Raw genomic sequence first — 17,764 nt, 5'->3', positions numbered from 1 at the left:
ACGCTTCAATGAGTCGATAAAGGGCTTGGGATCGAACGATGTGGGGTTTCCTTGGCAACCTGTCCTAGCAAATTCGGGATATCCAGGATCAGCGCAACGGCTCCACTTCCGAGGATGGTGAACCCGCCCAGCCCATGGGCATCACCAAACACTTTGCCCAGTGGCTTGATCACGGTTTGGAACTCCCCCTGCAGGCGATCGACCACCAGGCCGGCACGCAAGCCTGCGTATTGCACGACGACCACGTTTTCCCGGTTGCCTCCAGGCTCTTGCACATCAAACATGTCGCGTAGCCGCAGGATTGGCAGCACCTCGCCCCGCAGGTCCAGGTAGCCGGTTTCGGTGCCCCGCTGAGGGGCCAGCTCGATACACTCCTCCACCATGTTCAGCGGAATCACGTAAGAAGCCTTGCCCACCCCGATCAGGAAACCGTCAATGATCGCCAGCGTCAGCGGCAGGCGGATGCGCACCGTGGTGCCCTGCCCGACTTCGCTCTCGAGGCTGACGCTGCCGCGTAACGCCGTGATATTGCGCTTCACGACGTCCATGCCTACGCCACGCCCGGACAGGTTGCTGACCTGGTCGGCGGTGGAGAATCCCGGCTCGAAAATCAGATTCAGAATGTCTTTGTCCGACGGCTGCTGGCCCTCTCCCACCAAACCACGCTCACGGGCCTTGGCCAGGATCTTGTCCTTGGCCAGGCCACCGCCGTCGTCGGACACCTCGATCACGATGCTGCCGGATTCGTGATAGGCATTCAGGCGTACCGTGCCCTGGGCCGGCTTGCCCCGCTGGAGGCGCGTCGACGCAGGCTCGATGCCGTGGTCCATGGCATTGCGCACCAAATGGGTCAGCGGGTCGCCAATGCGTTCGACGACGGTCTTGTCCAGCTCGGTCTCACCGCCGCCGATGTGCAGCACGATGTCCTTGCCCAACTCTTTTGAGACGTCCCGCACCACCCGCTGGAACCGCGTGAAGGTTGCGCCGATCTGCACCATGCGCAGGGTCAGCGCCGAGTCGCGTACTTCCTCGACCAGCCGCGATAACAGGCTGGTGGCTTCGATCATCTCGCCAATCCCACTGCGTACCGCCACCAGGTTGGCGCCGGCACCGGCAATGATCAGCTCGCCGACCAGGTTGATCAGTTGGTCCAGCTTGGCGGCATCGACCCGAATCAGGTTGCCTTCGTTACTCGCCGCGCTTTTGCCGGCCTTGACCGGCGGCGTTGTCGAATCCTGGACATCAGGCTCGCTGCGCGTTTCGACCGGTGCCTGCTCGGCGTCCTGGGTCACGAGCAAGGCCTGGGCCTCGGTCAGTGTGCCGCAACGCACCAGCAGCTCGATCAGCGCGGCGTTGTCTTCCGGCAACTCGTCGAGATGGGTCCGACACGCCTGCACCGTGGCATTCGGCGCAAGGATGCGAACCAGCGCGTCCTCGCGGACAAAATCAAAGGCGCCGTCGATGACCTCCAGGGACGCGTCGCTGGCCAGTGCGAGTTCAAACCCGAGGTAGTTGGTTTCCGGGTCCATGGCGGTCATGGGCGGCAACCCATCGAACAAGGTAACGGTGTGCAGCAAACGCCCCAGCGTGCTCAGATAGCGCAGGAACGCCAAGGGGTCCATGCCATTGCGCAACACATCCGGGCCAAAGCGCAGCGACAAATGCCAATGGCCGGGACTGGCGCCTGGCTCATCCGCCGGCGCCGGCGCTTGAAGGGTAGGCGCCGGGGTCGAGACCGCCGCGTCCAGATACAGCGACAGCCGCTCAATGAGCGCTTGACCCTGAGCCCGCACCGGTTCGTCCAGGCGATCCAGGTTGCCGTCCTCGGCCAGCAGGTCGATCAATTGGCCGATATGGTCACGGGCGTCGAGGAACAACGCACTCAACGCCTCGTCGACGCGCACTTCCAGGCTGCGCACCCGGTCCAGCACGCTTTCGGCGACATGGGTGAACTCAACGATCGGCATCAAGCCAAACAGGCCGGCCGACCCCTTGATGGTGTGGGCCACGCGGAACAGGCCGTTGATGGTGTCCAGGTCCTGGGGCGACTTCTCGATCTGCAGCAGCGCATCTTCCATTTGCAACAGAAGCTCGCGACTTTCGGCAATGAACGTCTGCAGCACGTCATCCATGTTCATACGCTTACGCTCCGACCGACTGGGTGAAACTCGCATTGGTGAAGTAGTCGTCAAGGCCGCTGAGGCGAAAGGCTTCGCTCACCGTCGAACTGGGGTTGCTCAGCAACAGCTGGGTGCCCTCCTTGAGAGACTCGCGCTTGATGAGGATCAACAGCTGCAAACCGGCACTGTCGAGTTCATCGACACTGGACAGGTCCAACTCGACTTCATGGGCCAGGGGAAACAACGACAACAGCACGTCCTTTTGCTCGGCAGCCGTGTAGATCGTCAAGGGGCCCTCCATGACCTGGATTCGACGTAGCATCGGGACGGAGCTTTTCATGCAAACCTCCTGGCCAGCGGTCGCTGGTCATCGCTATGGCAGGATCAACTTGGAGACGGCAGTCAGCATTTGCGCAGGCTGGAAGGGCTTGACCATCCAGGCCTTGGCACCGGAAGCCTGGCCTTGCTGCTTCATCGCATCGCTGGCTTCGGTGGTCAGCATGATGACCGGCGTAAACTTGTAGGCCGGCAACAGCTTGGCGGCCTTGACGAAACTGAGGCCATCCATGTTGGGCATGTTCACGTCGCTGACAATCAGGTGGATTTTGCGGCCGTCCAGTTTGCTCAGGGCGTCTTTGCCATCACAGCCTTCGATCACGTCGTAACCGGCGCCTTTGAGGGTGATGCTCACCACCTGGCGGATGGAGGCCGAGTCGTCGACGATCAGAATGGTTTTGCTCATCGGAAAAACTCCTCTAGAAAAACGTGATTTCGTTGGCAGCGGCCTGGGCAGGCGCTTTACCGCCATGAATGGCGTGCTGCTCCGGCATGGTGTAGGCCGTTGACAGCTCCTGCAGCCAACGGTCACTGCTCATTGGCGCCAGGGACTGTCCGCTGAGGCTCGACTCATGACGTTCGTCCAACTGCTGCTGCAACTTGTCGAGGTCGCGGGTAATCAAGGTCAACATCTGGCTGACGCGGTCCTGGAACTGCAGGGCAACCAGCACCTGGGCAATCTCGTCGGCGACGTTGGCGCTCTGCTGCTGCAGGTCATGGCTGTTGCGCACAATGGTCTGGGCGGTTGCGCGAAAATGTTCGATAACCTCCGACACCACGCGCTCCGAATCGGCGAGGGTCAGGGTGTCTTGTTCGGCGTGGTGGCGGGACATCTGCACCGTACGGGCGATGGCGGCGTTGACGGTGATCACGGTTTCGCTGATCTTGCGCCCGGTCTCGCCGGACATGCTCGACAACTTGCGCACTTCATCGGCGACCACCGCAAACCCTCGCCCCGCCTCCCCGGCTCGCGCAGCTTCGATAGCCGCGTTGAGGGCAAGCAGGTTGGTTTGACTGGCGATGTCGCCGACAAACTTGGCCATCTGCTGAAGCTGCTCGGTGAAGCCCGAGAGCTGCATGACTTCCTTGAGCTCATTCTCCTTATTGGTGAGCGCGGCGCGCAGGGCCACGACGATGGAGTTGAGGTCGGCCTGGCCCACCTCCAGCAAGTCGACCAATTGTTGCGAAGCGTCCTGGCCGCCATTGCTGGAGACGCTGTGGCTGATGTTGGATGACAGCGCGCCAAAACGCTCGCTGAGGCTGAGAATCGAGGTTTCACTGATCGAACGCGCCGCTTCTATCTGCCGCGACCAGATCGGCAGCACGCTGACGCACACCTGTGCCAGGCCGTTATCGACGGCCAGCGTCGGAGCAATGGATGCCGGTTGATCGAGCTGCTGTTGCAGGCCACGCCACTGCGCCCGGCACCTGCTGTTTGCCCACAGGCCCATGCCGATACACAACGTAAACAAGGCGCCACCAGCGGCCAGCGACACCATGCTGAAGCGCTCGCTCCAGGCAATCGCAAGCCCGCCCAGCAGACCCGCGAACGCAACCGGAAACAGGGTCAAAGCAGCGGAAGGGGGTGGTGTCGGTGCGCTCACGGTTTGTCTCCCTGTCAAGGCATGTCGTCACGACCTGACCGGTCATTCGACTGCTTGAAAGAGATACTGGCCCGATAATGGCACTGCCACCATCGGAGCATCCCTATTCTGGGGTAGGGATCCTGGAAAACCGCCTAGGAAAATCCCTACCCCCGTACACGCTTCACGAAATACCCAGGGTCATGGCGAAGCGCACAATGTCTGCGGTGGAGGAAAACCCCATTTTTTCCATCAGCCGGGTCTTGTGGGTGCTGACCGTCTTGTTACTGATGACCAACTGCTCGGCGATCTGGTTGACGCTCATACCGTGCGCCAGCAGGCGCAGGATCTGGAACTCGCGATCGGACAAACTCTCGACAAAGGTCTGCTGCTTCAAGCCACTGCTTTGCAGCGCGATCTGTTCCGCCAGCCCGGGGTCCAGGTAGCGTTGGCCACTGACCACTCGACGCATCGCGACCAACAGGGTTTCGGGATCGCGGTCCTTGGTCAGGTAGCCAAGTGCACCGGCGCGTAATGCCCGTTGCGCGATATGGATTTCGTTATGCATGCTCAACACCAGAATCGGCAGTTTCGGGTATTGGGTATGCAGGCGCGCAATCAGAATCTCGCCGCTGATACCCGGCATATTCATGTCGAGCAGCAACAGGTCGATCTCGACTTGGCGCAACAGTTCGATCAGTTGCGTACCACTCTCGGCTTCGGCCACCACCTGCACGTCGGCGACCAGCGAGAATAGTTGCTTGAGCCCTTCGCGCATGATGGTGTGGTCATCGGCGATCAGCATGCGAATCATCAATACCTATCCTTGTGCATCGGAATGAACGCCTGGACCGTAGTGCCCTGCCCAGGATGACTGAAAATGATCACTTTGCCGCCCAGCATCAGGCCGCGCTCACGCATGCCGGCCAAGCCCAGGGTCTGGCGGCCGACGGCATCGGGGTCAAAGCCCTTGCCGTTATCCTGGACCTCGAGCACCCAGTGCGTCTCCTGCGGGCTCAGGGTGACGCTGACCTGCGTCGCTTGGGCATAACGCGCGATATTGGTCAGCGATTCCTGCACGATGCGAAACGCTGCGGTCACGTGGGTATCCGGAAGGGTCAGGGGAATCAGCGGCAGGTTCAACGCACAGGGAACCTGGGTCAGGGTGACGAATTCGGCTGTCAGCCATTCAAGACCGGACACCAGCCCCAGGTTCAGCGCGGAGGGGCGCAGGCTCGTGGACACATTGCGCACGACCTGGATGGTCTTGTCGGTCAGCCCCATCAAGCGCTCGACCTGAGGGGTGAGCTCAGGCGTATCGGCGCCGAACTGAAACCTCAGCAACGAGATGCCCATGCGCAGCGCCGTCAGGTGCTGGCCCAGTTCGTCATGGATCTCCCTGGCAATCAGTTTGCGCTCCTCTTCCCGCGCCGTTTCCCGGCGGGTCGACAGGTCGCGTAATTGTGCGTTGGAATTGGCCAGGCGCCGCTCCGCCGCGCGCAGCTTGGAAATATCGCGCCCGACGGCCAGCACGCTGACAACGCGCTGGCCGTCGACCTCGGGAACAAAGTGGATCAACACCACCTTGGGCGCGGTTTTCAAACCCGACAATAAGAACTCCTGTTCCGTGGCTTTATTCTGGCGAATCACCTGGGCCACCAATTCTCGAAAAAGCTGGGACTGGGCGTTCAGGGGCACCACTTCATCCATGGGCATGCCCATCAGTTCCGGCCAGGCCCCGCCCACCCATTTTCGCAACTGCGCATTGACGTAAAGCACCTCCCCGAGAACACTCAAGCGAGCGACGGCGTCCGGGCTGTTTTCCACCAGGGCGTTGATGTCGTGCTGGCGTTCCAGTTCTTTCTGTCGGGCCCGGGTCAAATGGGTCACATCACGACCGATCACCAAGACCCGCGGGCCCAAGCTGCCCGAGTCGGCGACTGGCACCAGGGTAAAGTGCAGGTTGCGCACTTCGTTGCGCAGCACCATGCTCTCCTCAGACTCCACCACCCGTCCGGCGGCCCTGCATTGGTCATGGAGGGCCTGGATTCTTTCCGCGTTGAGCCGGCCAAAGATCGACGCCAGCGCCTCGCCAATAACCTCGCCATGGGGTTTCCCAAGTACCTGCAACAGGGCCGGATTGACCTCGACACAGCGCAGCTCACCCCGTGGCGCTGCTTCCAGCAGGCACAACATGTCCAGGGTATGGTCGAAAATATCCCGGTAGCGGCGCTCGCGCTCCCTGAGCAAGGATTCGGAGCGCCAGCGTTCAATGGCAATCGCGGCAATGTGGCAGGTCTGGCGCACGCGCTGCAGGTCGCTCTCATCCAGCGCAGAGCCGGGCGAGCGCGACAACGCGAAAGCCCCAAGGGTCTGCCCCTGATTGTCGAGGATGGGCTCGTACCAGCAGGCGGAAGAAGGCTTGGATACCGACGAATCGAGGCTTTGCGGTTCAGCAAGCACTACGCCACAGGAACAGTGAGGCAAGGCCAGTTGAAGATAGCTCACCAGCAACCCCAGGGTTTCGTCCAGTGAGGCGCCCGTGGCCATTGTTTCGAAGATGCGCAGACGTGCGTCCTCAAGCACTTGCTGTTTGCGCAACTCAGTGATGTCGTGGGCCAGTGCCAGCACGCCTGCCACCTCACCGGATGGGCTGCGTTCAGCCATCAGGCTGACGACACAACTCACCGCTTCACCACCGGGGCCGGCCGGCCAACTGTTGAGGAATTGAGCGGTCTCGCCTGTGGATGCCACATGACGCAGATGGTCGAGGTAATCGCCGGGCTGCTCCCTGGGGCTGGCGCCTATGGCCTCGTCATAAGACATGCCGGTCAAGAGCAGGAACGTCGGGTTGACGTACGTACGCAACAGGTTGCGATCGTAGCGAACAATGATGTTGGGGGAATTCTCCGCCAGGGTGAGGAATTTCAGCTCGCTGCCCAGCAAGGTTTCGCGAAGCTGCCAGTTCTCGGTGATGTCTTCCAGTTGGGAGACAAAACAGATCGGCTGCCCCTGGTCGTCCCGCACCAGCCCCACGGTCAGGCGCACCCAGACAACCTGGCCGTCGTGGTGGATGTAGCGTTTATGCAAGGTAGCGCCCTGCCGTGCACCGCCCTTCAACTCTTCTATCAGCTGCTTGCCCACTTCGCGGTCTTCGGGGTGGGTCAAGGCCATGAACGTGGTGTTTTGCAGCTGTGCCTCGCTGTAGCCAAGCAGCCTGCAAATGACGCTATTGGCCCTCAGCCAACGACCGTCCAGTGACACGAGGGCCAAGCCAGTGCCGGAGGAATCGAAAATGGCTTCAAGGGGGATCTCGGAGAAGCGCTCGCTGTGGGAATGCGCGGTTGGGGGCCCAGACAGGGGAAGGATTTCAACAATAAAATAGTCGTCGCGCCACGGTGTCATCGACAGGTTCAACCGGCCGGACTGCCTCGCGGTCGCCTCGAAACACACCCGGGATTGCCCATCGGCCTTTTCCAGCGCCGCATAAAAAAGCTGGCTGTCCTGCGGGCGCAGCAAGGACAGAAACTCGGTGTTTGCCTCAGGAGAGACGCCGTTCTGACACTGCAACGTTGAAAACGCAGGGTTGCCCAACACGACCCGTGCAGATCGATCCAGGACCACAACCGCACCCGACAGGCAGGCAAATACGCCTTTAAGGGTTTGCAGCAATTCCTTGACTGCCATTACCGCTCCTGCATACGTCCACGCTTACGATGAAGACCCCACCGTAAATACTTCAAAAGTTGTTGCTGGTTCGGCCCATAAAAGCCTGGGTATCTGGCGAAGCCGGTAACCGAACCAGTCAATTGAATGTATGCCCAACGGGTGCCCACAAAAACAACACCCTATGGATAGCGTTGCCCGGCACTTGATGGAGACTATCGTAGTCTCATTTACGGCCGGCGCCAGCCAGACTAAAGATTTACGTTCAGCCGCAGGGAATCCTCACGCCGACCTCAGGCATGCCACCCCACGTCGATGTTTTGGATGTCGAACACTCAACCCACGCCAAGGCCCTGCACATAATAAAAATAGATGATCTTATAAATTTACAAGATAACAATATCTAATAATTAGCTTATTCCAAAAAAGACTTTCCCCACGGTTTTTTATAGGGATATCTTCATTCCACACACCGACCCCATGCCTGGCGGAGGACGTACCCCCGATCACCAGGAGCCTTCAGCAGGCTTACATGGACCCTTCCCGACATGCCAGACATCGCCGCCCCCCTACCCCGCAGAAGATTCCACCTGTCACTGCTGACCAGTTCCCTGCTGCTGGCCGGCGCGCCCTCCTTCGCCGAAGCCGCCGCCGACGAGGCCAAGCTCGATACGGTGACCGTGATCTCCACCGGTTTGCGTGGCCAGCAACGCACCGTGGCCGACAGCCCGGCACCGATTGACGTGATCAACAGCGAACAGTTGCTCAAGACCGGGCGCGCCGAGTTGTCCGAGGCGATTGCCAAGCTGCTGCCGTCGTTCAACTTCGGCACCAATATCGCCGGCTACAACTCGGTGACGCGTCCGCTGAGCAACCGCAGCCTCGGCCCGGCCTATACCCTGGTGTTGGTCAACGGCAAACGCCGGCACAACGGCGCCACCGGCCAGCGCGGGTCGATCGACAACAGCGGCGCCAATGCGGTGGACATCGACCTGATCCCGGTCAGTTCGGTGGACCACATCGAGGTGCTTAAAGACAGCGCGGCGGCCCAGTACGGTTCCGATGCCGTGGCCGGGGTGATCAATATCATCCTCAAGACCGGCAACAGCGGCGGGCATCTGGAAACCAGCTACGGCCAGTTGTTTTCCGGCCAGGGTGAGACGATCAAGGTGGCCGGCGACCAGGGTTTCAAGCTGGGCGACGGCGGCTTTTTCCACCTCTCCGCCGACGCCCGCAAACGCGGCGAGGCCGCGTGGAACGACAAGGCCGACAGCAGCGTACGCGCCTTCAACGACCCGGCCAGGGAAGCGGCCTGGGACCGCGTGGCAATCAAGAACGGCGACCCCGACCTGAAGGCCTTCAACCTCGCCTACAACACCGAACTGCCCCTGGAAGACCTGACGCTCTACTCGTTCTCAACCTACGGCGAGCGCGATGCCGAGGCCGCCAACTACTTCCGCCTGCCGACCGGCCGGGCCGCCGTGCCCGAGGTGTTCCCCGACGGCTACTACCCGCTGAACAACATCAAGGACCGCGACTACCAACTGCTGTTCGGCGGCAAGGGCCAGGCGGCCGAGTGGAACTGGGACCTGAGCACCACCTACGGACGCAACAACGTCCACCATTCCAGCGACCTGAATATCAACCCGTCCCTGGGCACCGCCTCGCCGACCAGGTTCGACAACCTGGCGACCTTTCGCTTCGAGCAGTGGGTGAACAACCTGGACGTCACCCGCCGCTACGACAGCCTGTTCAACCTGACCTCGCCGGTGCAAGTGTCGGCCGGCCTGGAGCATCGCTGGGAACATTTCAGCACCTTCGCCGGTGACCCCGAAGCCTATATCACCGGCACCTACCCGGCGGCATCGGGCGCACAGGCGGCGGTGACGATTCGCCCGGAGGATGAAGTCAGCCTGATCCGCAACAACTACGCCGGCTACCTGGACCTGGGCTTCGACCTGACCGAACGCTGGTTTCTCGACGTCGCCGGGCGCATCGAACATTACGATGACGACTCGGGCAACACCTTCGGCCTCAAAGTGAATTCGCGCTACGAGTTGACCGACAGCGTCGCCGTGCGCGGCACCGTCGGCACCGGCTTCCGGGCGCCATCCCTGACCCAGATCGGCTACACCGTGGCCGACAACCGGGTGGCCGTCGACGTGAACGGCAACGTGGTGCCCGCCGTGACCCGCCTGACCCCGTCGGGCAGCAACCTGGCCAAGGCCTTGGGTGGCGATGACCTCAAGCCGGAAAAGTCACGCAACCTCGGGCTGGGCTTGACCTGGCAGCCGGCACCGCGCACCAGCATCACCGCCGACGCTTACCTGATCGACATCGACGACCGCATCGCCCTGACCAGCAATATCTACGATCAGGGCAACGGCGTGATCAACGGCATCCTCACCGCCCAAGGCGTGCCCTCGGGGACCTGGGTCAACTACTACACCAACGCCTTCGATACCCGCACCCGTGGCCTGGACGTGGTCGCCGACCACACCACGCCGCTGGATGCCTGGGGCGATGTGCGCTGGAGCCTGGGCTTCAACTGGAACAAGACCACTATCGAAGGCACACGGGACACCCCGAGTGCGCTGGCCAACTCCGGCGTCACCCTGGTGGGCCGCGACCGCGAAGGCGATCTCACGCAAGCCTCGCCCAAGACCAAATGGATCCTGGGCGCCAACTGGAAGGTCGAGGACCTCGCAGTGAACCTGCAAACCAGCCGCTACGGTGCGGTCAAGACCCTGGCGGTAAACCCCTCCGGCGACCGCAGCTTCGGTGCGAAATGGATCACCGACCTGGACGTCAGCTACACCTTCGTCGACCAGATCACCGTCAGCATCGGCGGCACCAACATCTTCGACGTGCGCCCCGACCGGCACGCCGTCTACAGCAACCTGGGCCTGGCGCCCTACGGTAACCCGCCGTTCTACCCCGGCGGTGGCTACTGGTACACCAAGCTGGCCTACGACTTCTAAGCCAATCGCCATACGAGGGCATCCCATTGAACACCTCCAACTTGATGAGCCGTCTATTGGCCCCTTGCGTCCTGATGTTGAGCCTGGCCGCCTGCTCACCTGCGGGCAGTGACAGCCAGGCCGGCAAGACCCTGAACATCGCCTTCTTTGGCGACAACACCATCCTGGTCAGCATTGATCCGTTCCAGGTCTACTGGCTCGAACACCGGGTGCTGCTGCGCAATATCGCCGAATCCCTCACCGACCAGGACCCGCAGACCGGCAGGATCATTCCCTGGCTGGCGAAAAGCTGGGAAGTCAGTGACGACACGTTGACCTACACCTTCCACCTGCGCGACAACGTCACCTTCAGCAACGGCGAACGCTTCGATGCCAAGGCCGTGAAAACCGCGTTTGACAGCAACAAGGCACTGGCGACCGAGCTGCCGGCCACCTTCGGCGCGACGTACCTGGCAGGCTTTGATCACGCCGAAGTGGTCGATGACTTGACCGTCAAGCTGGTGCTCGCCAAACCCAATGCGGGCTTCCTGCAGGCGACCTCCACGACCAACCTGGCCATCCTCGCGCCGGCCTCCTACGCGCTGAGCGTCAAGGAACGCTCACTCGGCAAGATCATCGGCACCGGCCCGTTCGTATTGGCCAGCTACACCCCGGAAGTCGGCGCGCACCTGACCAAGCGCAAGGGTTACGCCTGGGCGTCTGCCAATATGAAAAACCAGGGCGAAGCGCACCTGGATGCGGTGGACGTCACCTACATCCCCGAGGAAAGCGTGCGTAACGGCCTGTTCCTGCAAGGCAAGGCCGACATCCTGTGGCCCCGCAACCCGTTCTCGGAAGTCGACCTGAAACTGTTCCAATCCAAGGGCGCCACCATCCAGAGCCGCTCGCTGCCGGGGCCCTCCCTGAACCTGTTGCCCAACACCCGTGGCAGTCGCGTATTGGCCGATAAACAGGTGCGTCTCGCCGTGCAGAAAGCCATCGACCGCAAGAGCTACGCGAGTACCGTCTACAACGACGAGTTCGCGGTGGTAGACGGCATCTTTGATGTGACCACGCCTTACTTCAAGAGCCAGGGCGCCAAGCTCGCCTATGACCCGGTGGGCGCCGAGCGCCTGTTGGACGCTGCCGGCTGGGCCAAAGGCGCAGACGGCTATCGGCAGAAGGACGGTAAGCGCCTGAGCCTGAACTACAACGTCATGCAGGCCGAGACCGCCGGCGATGTGCTGCTGCAGGACCAACTGCGCAAAGTCGGCATTGAGGTAAAACTCAGCGTGGTAACGCGTGCCGAATGGGTCGCCAACAACTCCGCCGGCAACTACGACCTGACGATCAGCTACATGACCCGCGCCGATCCGATCATCCTGCAAACCATCCTTGATCCACGTACTGCCAACAGCTCAACCGTAGCGACGAACATCTTTGAGCCGCAGGTGCTTGAGCGCGCCAAGGGCCTGTTTGACGCCGGCATCACCGCCACCCAAAGCGCTCAAAGGGCGGCAGCCTACGGCGACCTGCAGGACCTGCTGATCGACGAGGGCTCGGCGTTCCCGGTGTATGAGCGCGTGTGGCAGGCCGCGACGTCGCCCAAGGTGAAAAACTTCCGCTGGACTGCCGAAGGCTTCGCGCTGCTGGGCGATATCGAGGTCGGCACGCCATGAGCCGCTACCTGATCGGCCGGGTCGGCCAGGCGCTGCTGGTGCTATGGGGGGCCTATAGCATCACCTACTTCATCCTTTATCTGCTGCCGGGCGATACCTTGTCGATCATGCTCAGCGCGTCCGGCATGGAAGCCGACGCCCTGTCGGTGGAAGACCTGGCCAAGGCGCGCGCCTACTACGGCTTGGACAAAGGCCTGTTCGAGCAATATATCGACCTGCTGCTGGGGGCATTGCGCGGGGACTTCGGGCAGTCGCTGTCACTCAATCGCCCGGTGGCCGAATTGCTCGCCGAACGCCTTCCCCAGACCCTTTCCCTGGCCGGCCTGGCGATTGTGCTCTCGCTGCTCGGCGGTATCGGCCTGGCTTACCTCACCGCGTATATCCGCTGGCAACTGTTGAAAAAGGCATTGGCGCGCTTGCCGTCCCTGGGCTTTTCGGTGCCGGTGTTCTGGATGGGGTTGCTGTTGATCCAGGTGTTTGCGTTTGGCCTGGGTTGGTTTCCCGCCACTGGCAGCCGCGGGGTTGAAAGCCTGGTGCTGCCGGCGATCACCCTGGCGATTCCCAGCGCAGCGGTGTACGCCCAGGTGCTGCAACGCAGCTTCCAGGGCGTGTGGAAAGAGGCCTATATCGTCACTGCGTACGCCAAGGGCTTGAGCCGGGGCCAGGTGCAGGCGCGCCACGGGTTCAGGAACGCCGCGCTGCCGATCCTCACCCTGATCGGCCTGCAGGTGGGTAACACCGTGTCCGGCGCGGTGCTGGTGGAAACCATCTTCGCTCGCTCCGGCATCGGCCGCCTGGCCCAGGAAGCGGTGCTGCGCCAGGACATTCCGGTGGTGCTGGCCATCGTCGCGGTCTCGGCGGCGGCATTTGTCCTGGTGAACCTGCTGGTGGACCTGCTTTACCCCTGGCTCGACCCGCGCATCTCCCACACGCCCAAGGTGTCCTAGACCATGACCACGCTTACCCGGAAACTGATCCGCAGCGAACCACTCTGGCGCCGCCGCAGCCCCTTACAACGCGCAACGGCGACACTCCTGCCATTGCTGCGCCGCCCAGGGTTCAGCCTGGCGGTGCTGGTGGTGCTGTTCTCGCTGGTCGCCGCCGTGACGCCGCAGTTGCTGAGCAGCTTCGACCCTTACGCCACCGCGCCCGCCGCCAAACTCAGCGCCCCCAACCTGACCCACTGGTTCGGCACCGATGAGCTGGGCCGCGACCTGTTCACCCGCGTGGTCTACGGCGCCAGCCTGTCAGTGCTGGCCGCCTCCCTGGCGGTCGGCATCGCCCTGGTGGGCGGGTTGGGGCTGGGCATTTTGTCCGGGTTTGCCGGTGGCCGTATCGATGCCCTGATCATGCGCTTTGTCGATGTGCTGCTGGCCCTGCCCGGCCTGTTGCTGGCCCTGGCGATTGTCACGGCCATTGGCTTCGGTACGGTACCCGTGGCGATTGCCGTGGGCATTGGCATCATTCCCGGCTTTGCCCGCACCACCCGTGCCGAAGTGCTGCGGGTGAAAACCCTGCCCTATGTCGAAGCCGCTCGCCTGGGCGGTGCCAGTTGGGGCCGCACGTTGTTGCGGCACATCCTGCCCAACGCCTGGGGCCCGGTAGCCGTGCTGGCGACCCTGGATTTCGGCGCCGCGATCCTCGCCACCGCAGGCTTGAGTTTTCTCGGTTTCGGCGCCGCCCCACCGGCGGCGGAATGGGGCACCTTGATAGCCAACGGCCGCCACTTCCTGATCACTGCTCCGTGGGTGTCCTTGTTGCCTGGCCTGTTCCTGGTGGCCGTGGTGTTCAGCCTCAACCATATCGCCCGCACGTTCGAGGAGATCCAGCGATGAGCACCCAGCCGCTTTTAATCGATGTGCGCCAACTGAGTGTCGACTACCGTTCCGGCGGCCAGCTCAATCCGGCGGTGCGCAGCCTGTCGTTTTCACTCACCCAGGGCGAGACCGTGGCGATTGTCGGCGAGTCCGGCTCGGGCAAATCCACCCTGGCTAACGCCATCCTAGGCCTGCTGCCCGAGAATGCGCAGATCGGCGCCGGTGAACTGTGGGTGGATGGCCACAACCTGACCCACGCCAGCGAACGGCAGAAACGCAAGCTGCGTGGGCGCACCATCGGCCTGGTGCCCCAGGACCCGATGGTCAGCCTCAACCCCACATTGCGCATCGGCCAGCAAATCGCCGAGGCGCTGGTACTCGCCAAGGGCAAACGCTACCCCGCTGTCGACGCCGACATTGTCGAGCTGCTGCAACAGGTGGGCATCGACAAGCCGGTACTTCGCGCACGCCAGTATCCCCATGAACTCTCCGGCGGCATGCGCCAGCGCGTGCTGATCGCCATCGCCCTGGCCGGCAACCCGCGCCTGATCATCGCCGACGAGCCCACCAGCGCCCTCGACGTGACCGTGCAGCGCAAGATCCTCGACCACTTGCAGCGCCTGGTCAGTGAACGCGGCATTTCCCTGCTGATCATCACCCATGACCTGGGCGTGGCGCTCGACCGTGCCGACCGCATCCTGGTGATGCAACAGGGTGAAGTGGTCGAGCAAGGTCCGCCACGGCAGATCCTCGCGCACCCCAGCCACGACTACACCCGCGCGCTGATCGCCGCCGCACCCGCCTTCGCCAGGCGGCGTGAACCGTTGCTCAACCTCGACGTGGGACGTGAGCCGATCCTGAGCCTGCACAACGTCGGCAAGACGTTTGCCCTGCCCAAGGTCAAGGGCGAGCCCTCGACCTTCGTGGCCCTGGAGGATCTGAGCCTGGAGGTCTACCCCGGCCAGACCCTGGCCATCGTCGGCGAGTCCGGCTCGGGCAAGAGCACCGCGCTGCGTATCGCCCTGGGCCTGGAAAAGCCGACCCAGGGCCGGGTGCGGTTCGAGCAGCAAGACGTCACCGACCTGAGCTGGCGCGACTTCCGCCCGTTGCGCCAACGCCTGCAACTGGTGCAACAAAACCCCTTCGCGGCGCTGGACCCGCGCTTCACGGTATTCGACAGCATTGTGGAGCCGCTGGTGTCGTTTGGCTTGCTCAAGGGCGCCGCCCTGGAGCAGGCGGCGCGGGCGTTGATCAGCCGCGTGCACCTGCCGGTGAGCTTTCTGGATCGTCTGCCCCGTGAACTGTCGGGTGGGCAGTGCCAACGGGTCGCCATCGCCAGGGCCTTGGCGTTGAAACCCGACCTGCTGTTGCTGGATGAACCGGTCAGCGCCCTCGACGTGTCGGTGCAGGCGCGCATCCTCGACCTGCTGGAAGAGCTGCAACGGGAGATGGGCATTGCCTATGTGCTGGTGTCCCACGACTTGTCAGTGGTGGCCAACTTCGCCCATGAGGTGCTGGTGCTGCGCAATGGCCGCGTGGTTGAGCAAGGCTCGGTCGCGCAGATCTTCAACCAGCCGGCCAGCGACTACACCCGCGAACTGATTGCCGCCATCCCTGGCCGGCAACTTACGGCAAGCGCCGCCTGAGGTTTACTGTGCCGAGCAATCACGCGCCACGATGCCCTTCTCCTGGGCATACGCGGCGGACTTGGCTTCGATCAACGGACGCAAGGTGGCGCGATCGGCCTGCAGCCAGTCGGTCACCAGCACCCATTTTTGCCCATCCCACTGCTGCACCCGGGCGGAGCCGCCACCTTCGTGGTCGGCGCAGGACAGCTTCAACGGTGCCAGCAGACCTTCGAAGCCCATGGCCTTGAGGCGCGCGGCGTCGATGTCCAGGTGCTCGAACGCCCAGCGGGTTTCCTCGCCGTTCAGCGCGCGGTTGCCGAATTTGGCCTGGCCGGTGCGCAGCGCTTCGACGGCAATCGCGGCGTTGATCAGGCCGATGTTGTAGTAGACCTTGCCGAAGTAGCTGGGGTCCTTGAGGTTGCTCTTGCCGGGATCGAGGATGAACTGCCTGAGCTTTTTATGGATGTCGAAACTGTCGCCACCGGGGAACGGCGCCAACGCCTGGTAACCTTTAGCGGCGGTGCCGGCGGGTATCACGTCGGCTTCGGAGCCGGCCCAGACATCACCGATCAGGCGGTCCACGGGGATGCCAAAGCGCACGGCGGTCTTGATGCCGACGGGGGTGGACACGCCCCAGGTGCGCAGGAACACCCAGTCCGGGTTGATCTGCCGCACCTGGCGCCACTGGGTCGACTGCTCGTTGCCGGGGTCGGCCACGGGGATCTGGATGTTCTCGAACCCGTATTTTTGCGCCAGCAATTGCATGGCTGCCTGGGTTTCGCGGCCGTAGGCGGAGTCGTGATAGACGGTGACGATCTTCTTGCCCTTGAGCTTGTCCAGGCCGCCTTCGCGCTGGGCGATGTAGTTGATGCCCACCGACGCCTGGCCGTAGTAGTTAAGCAACAACGGGAATGCGTAGGGAAACACGCGGCCATCGGTGGATTCGGTACGCCCGCCGGCGCCATCGATCAGCGGGATGTGGTCAATGGCGGCACGGTCCATCAGCGCATAGGAGGCCGGTGTGCTGTGGGTGAAGAAGAACCCGGTGGGTGCGCCGTCGAGACCGGCTTTGTAGCGCTCATAGCATTCGATGATGCGGTCGGTCTTCCACTCGGTCTCGCACTCCTGCCAGACCAGCTTGACGCCGTTCACGCCGCCTTCGACTTCGTTGATGTAGCGGAAGTAATCAATCTCCCCCGCCCACCACGGAATGCCGCTGGAAGCGTAGGCGCCGACCCGGTAGGTGGCCAGCGGGATGAACTGTTGATCGTTGGCGGCCTGGGCAACCGGCCCGCCCAAGGCGCCGAGTGCCAGCAGGCTGGCGATGACTGTGCGATGCAAGACGTTGTGCATGGGTGTGGTTTCTTATGAAAGGTGAGGTTTCCCTCCCGTTGTCGGGTCAGCGCCAATCGGGTCACAACACAATTCATGCCAAGCCTGGAAGCCCTCAAATTCGAGGGTTGGCGCTGTACCGGTCACCCTTCACGACCAGGACAATCGAACACTTTATTGAACCGCTGTTGCGCTACCAACACTGCGCTCGGTCGTCAGGGTTGACCTGCAACTGAAAAACCTCACCAACCGCTACTACGGGTACGCCTGGTATGGCCCGGACGGCGCCAAAGCGTCGCTGCACTCACCGGGTGACGGGCACACCGAGCCTGGGCGAGGTGCCGAGTGGTGAGGGTGGTTGCTTCCGTGGCGGCCTTAGGGCCGACCATGCGCTGGATTTGACCGAGTACATATCCGTTGCTGCGGTCACGGCTGCTTATGGTTCCGCTCTTACAGCGGGTCACTTTTGGAAAAGAGCCCCAAAAGTAACCAAAAGGGCTCTTGCCCCAACACTCGGCACCTCGCTTAGGCTCGGTGTTCCCTCACTCCGGCTTGAATCCGTGGGCCGCCGTCATGGGCCATCCTTGGCCCAGGACGGCTAACCCGGCGTCCTGCCGGGTTACCCACGGATTCAAGCCTGCGT

Annotated in this window: 12 protein-coding genes; 5 read left to right on the top strand and 7 right to left on the bottom strand. The window is 62.5% G+C overall.

Going from position 1 to position 17,764, the window contains the following annotated elements; translation table 11 throughout:
* Positions 1-5: 5 nt before the first annotated feature.
* The 6 genes from PspCFBP13509_RS08010 to PspCFBP13509_RS07985 all read right to left on the bottom strand — a co-directional run bounded on the left by PspCFBP13509_RS08010 (position 6) and on the right by PspCFBP13509_RS07985 (position 7,726).
* Positions 6-2,138 (bottom strand): chemotaxis protein CheA, encoded by a 2,133-nt coding sequence (locus PspCFBP13509_RS08010; RefSeq protein WP_137211781.1) that lies wholly within the window; start codon positions 2,136-2,138, stop codon positions 6-8.
* A 4-nt stretch (positions 2,139-2,142) separates the two neighbouring features.
* Positions 2,143-2,460 (bottom strand): STAS domain-containing protein, encoded by a 318-nt coding sequence (locus tag PspCFBP13509_RS08005; RefSeq protein WP_065927713.1) that lies wholly within the window; start codon positions 2,458-2,460, stop codon positions 2,143-2,145.
* Between the two features lie 33 nt (positions 2,461-2,493).
* Positions 2,494-2,862, bottom strand: coding sequence for a response regulator (locus PspCFBP13509_RS08000; protein ID WP_027605685.1), 369 nt, complete (start codon positions 2,860-2,862; stop codon positions 2,494-2,496).
* Between the two features lie 13 nt (positions 2,863-2,875).
* Positions 2,876-3,907: a methyl-accepting chemotaxis protein gene (locus tag PspCFBP13509_RS31935; RefSeq protein WP_256098235.1), complete on the bottom strand. Its 1,032-nt coding sequence runs from the start codon at positions 3,905-3,907 to the stop codon at positions 2,876-2,878.
* Positions 3,908-4,223: 316 nt separating this feature from the next.
* A complete protein-coding gene (locus PspCFBP13509_RS07990) occupies positions 4,224-4,853 on the bottom strand; it encodes a response regulator (RefSeq protein ID WP_065927714.1) in 630 nt (209 codons plus the stop codon).
* The gene (locus tag PspCFBP13509_RS07985) at positions 4,853-7,726 is read right to left on the bottom strand and encodes a PAS domain-containing sensor histidine kinase (protein ID WP_137211780.1); all 2,874 of its coding nucleotides are present in this window, start codon (positions 7,724-7,726) and stop codon (positions 4,853-4,855) included. Before PspCFBP13509_RS07985 ends, PspCFBP13509_RS07990 begins: the two co-directional genes overlap by 1 nt.
* Positions 7,727-8,253: 527 nt before the next feature.
* On the opposite strand from PspCFBP13509_RS07985, the gene PspCFBP13509_RS07980 reads away from it, so the two are divergent.
* Genes PspCFBP13509_RS07980 through PspCFBP13509_RS07960 form a run of 5 tightly spaced genes read left to right on the top strand, consistent with a single transcriptional unit; the run spans position 8,254 to position 15,807 of the window.
* Positions 8,254-10,686 (top strand): TonB-dependent receptor plug domain-containing protein, encoded by a 2,433-nt coding sequence (locus tag PspCFBP13509_RS07980; protein WP_065927716.1) that lies wholly within the window; start codon positions 8,254-8,256, stop codon positions 10,684-10,686.
* A 44-nt stretch (positions 10,687-10,730) separates the two neighbouring features.
* Positions 10,731-12,344 carry an ABC transporter substrate-binding protein gene (locus PspCFBP13509_RS07975; protein ID WP_161985723.1) on the top strand — a complete coding sequence of 538 codons (1,614 nt, stop codon included), beginning with the start codon at positions 10,731-10,733 and terminating at the stop codon, positions 12,342-12,344.
* On the top strand, positions 12,341-13,291 hold the full coding sequence (locus PspCFBP13509_RS07970; protein WP_137211778.1) for an ABC transporter permease: 951 nt from the start codon (positions 12,341-12,343) through the stop codon (positions 13,289-13,291). The genes PspCFBP13509_RS07975 and PspCFBP13509_RS07970 overlap by 4 nt, the downstream gene beginning before the upstream one ends.
* 3 nt (positions 13,292-13,294) lie before the next feature.
* The gene (locus PspCFBP13509_RS07965) at positions 13,295-14,179 is read left to right on the top strand and encodes an ABC transporter permease (RefSeq protein ID WP_065927719.1); all 885 of its coding nucleotides are present in this window, start codon (positions 13,295-13,297) and stop codon (positions 14,177-14,179) included.
* The gene (locus PspCFBP13509_RS07960) at positions 14,176-15,807 is read left to right on the top strand and encodes a dipeptide ABC transporter ATP-binding protein (protein WP_137211777.1); all 1,632 of its coding nucleotides are present in this window, start codon (positions 14,176-14,178) and stop codon (positions 15,805-15,807) included. Before PspCFBP13509_RS07965 ends, PspCFBP13509_RS07960 begins: the two co-directional genes overlap by 4 nt.
* Before the next feature lie 3 nt (positions 15,808-15,810).
* Here the strand turns inward: PspCFBP13509_RS07960 and PspCFBP13509_RS07955 are convergent, their stop codons facing one another.
* Positions 15,811-17,142: an ABC transporter substrate-binding protein gene (locus PspCFBP13509_RS07955; protein WP_065927721.1), complete on the bottom strand. Its 1,332-nt coding sequence runs from the start codon at positions 17,140-17,142 to the stop codon at positions 15,811-15,813.
* Positions 17,143-17,764 lie beyond the last annotated feature (622 nt).

The sequence above is a fragment of the Pseudomonas sp. CFBP13509 genome (assembly GCF_005233485.1).
In the GTDB taxonomy this organism is placed as follows: Bacteria; Pseudomonadota; Gammaproteobacteria; order Pseudomonadales; family Pseudomonadaceae; genus Aquipseudomonas; species Aquipseudomonas marginalis.
Note: the sequence above shows the minus strand (reverse complement) of the source record. Positions and strands in the feature narration are given on the sequence as shown.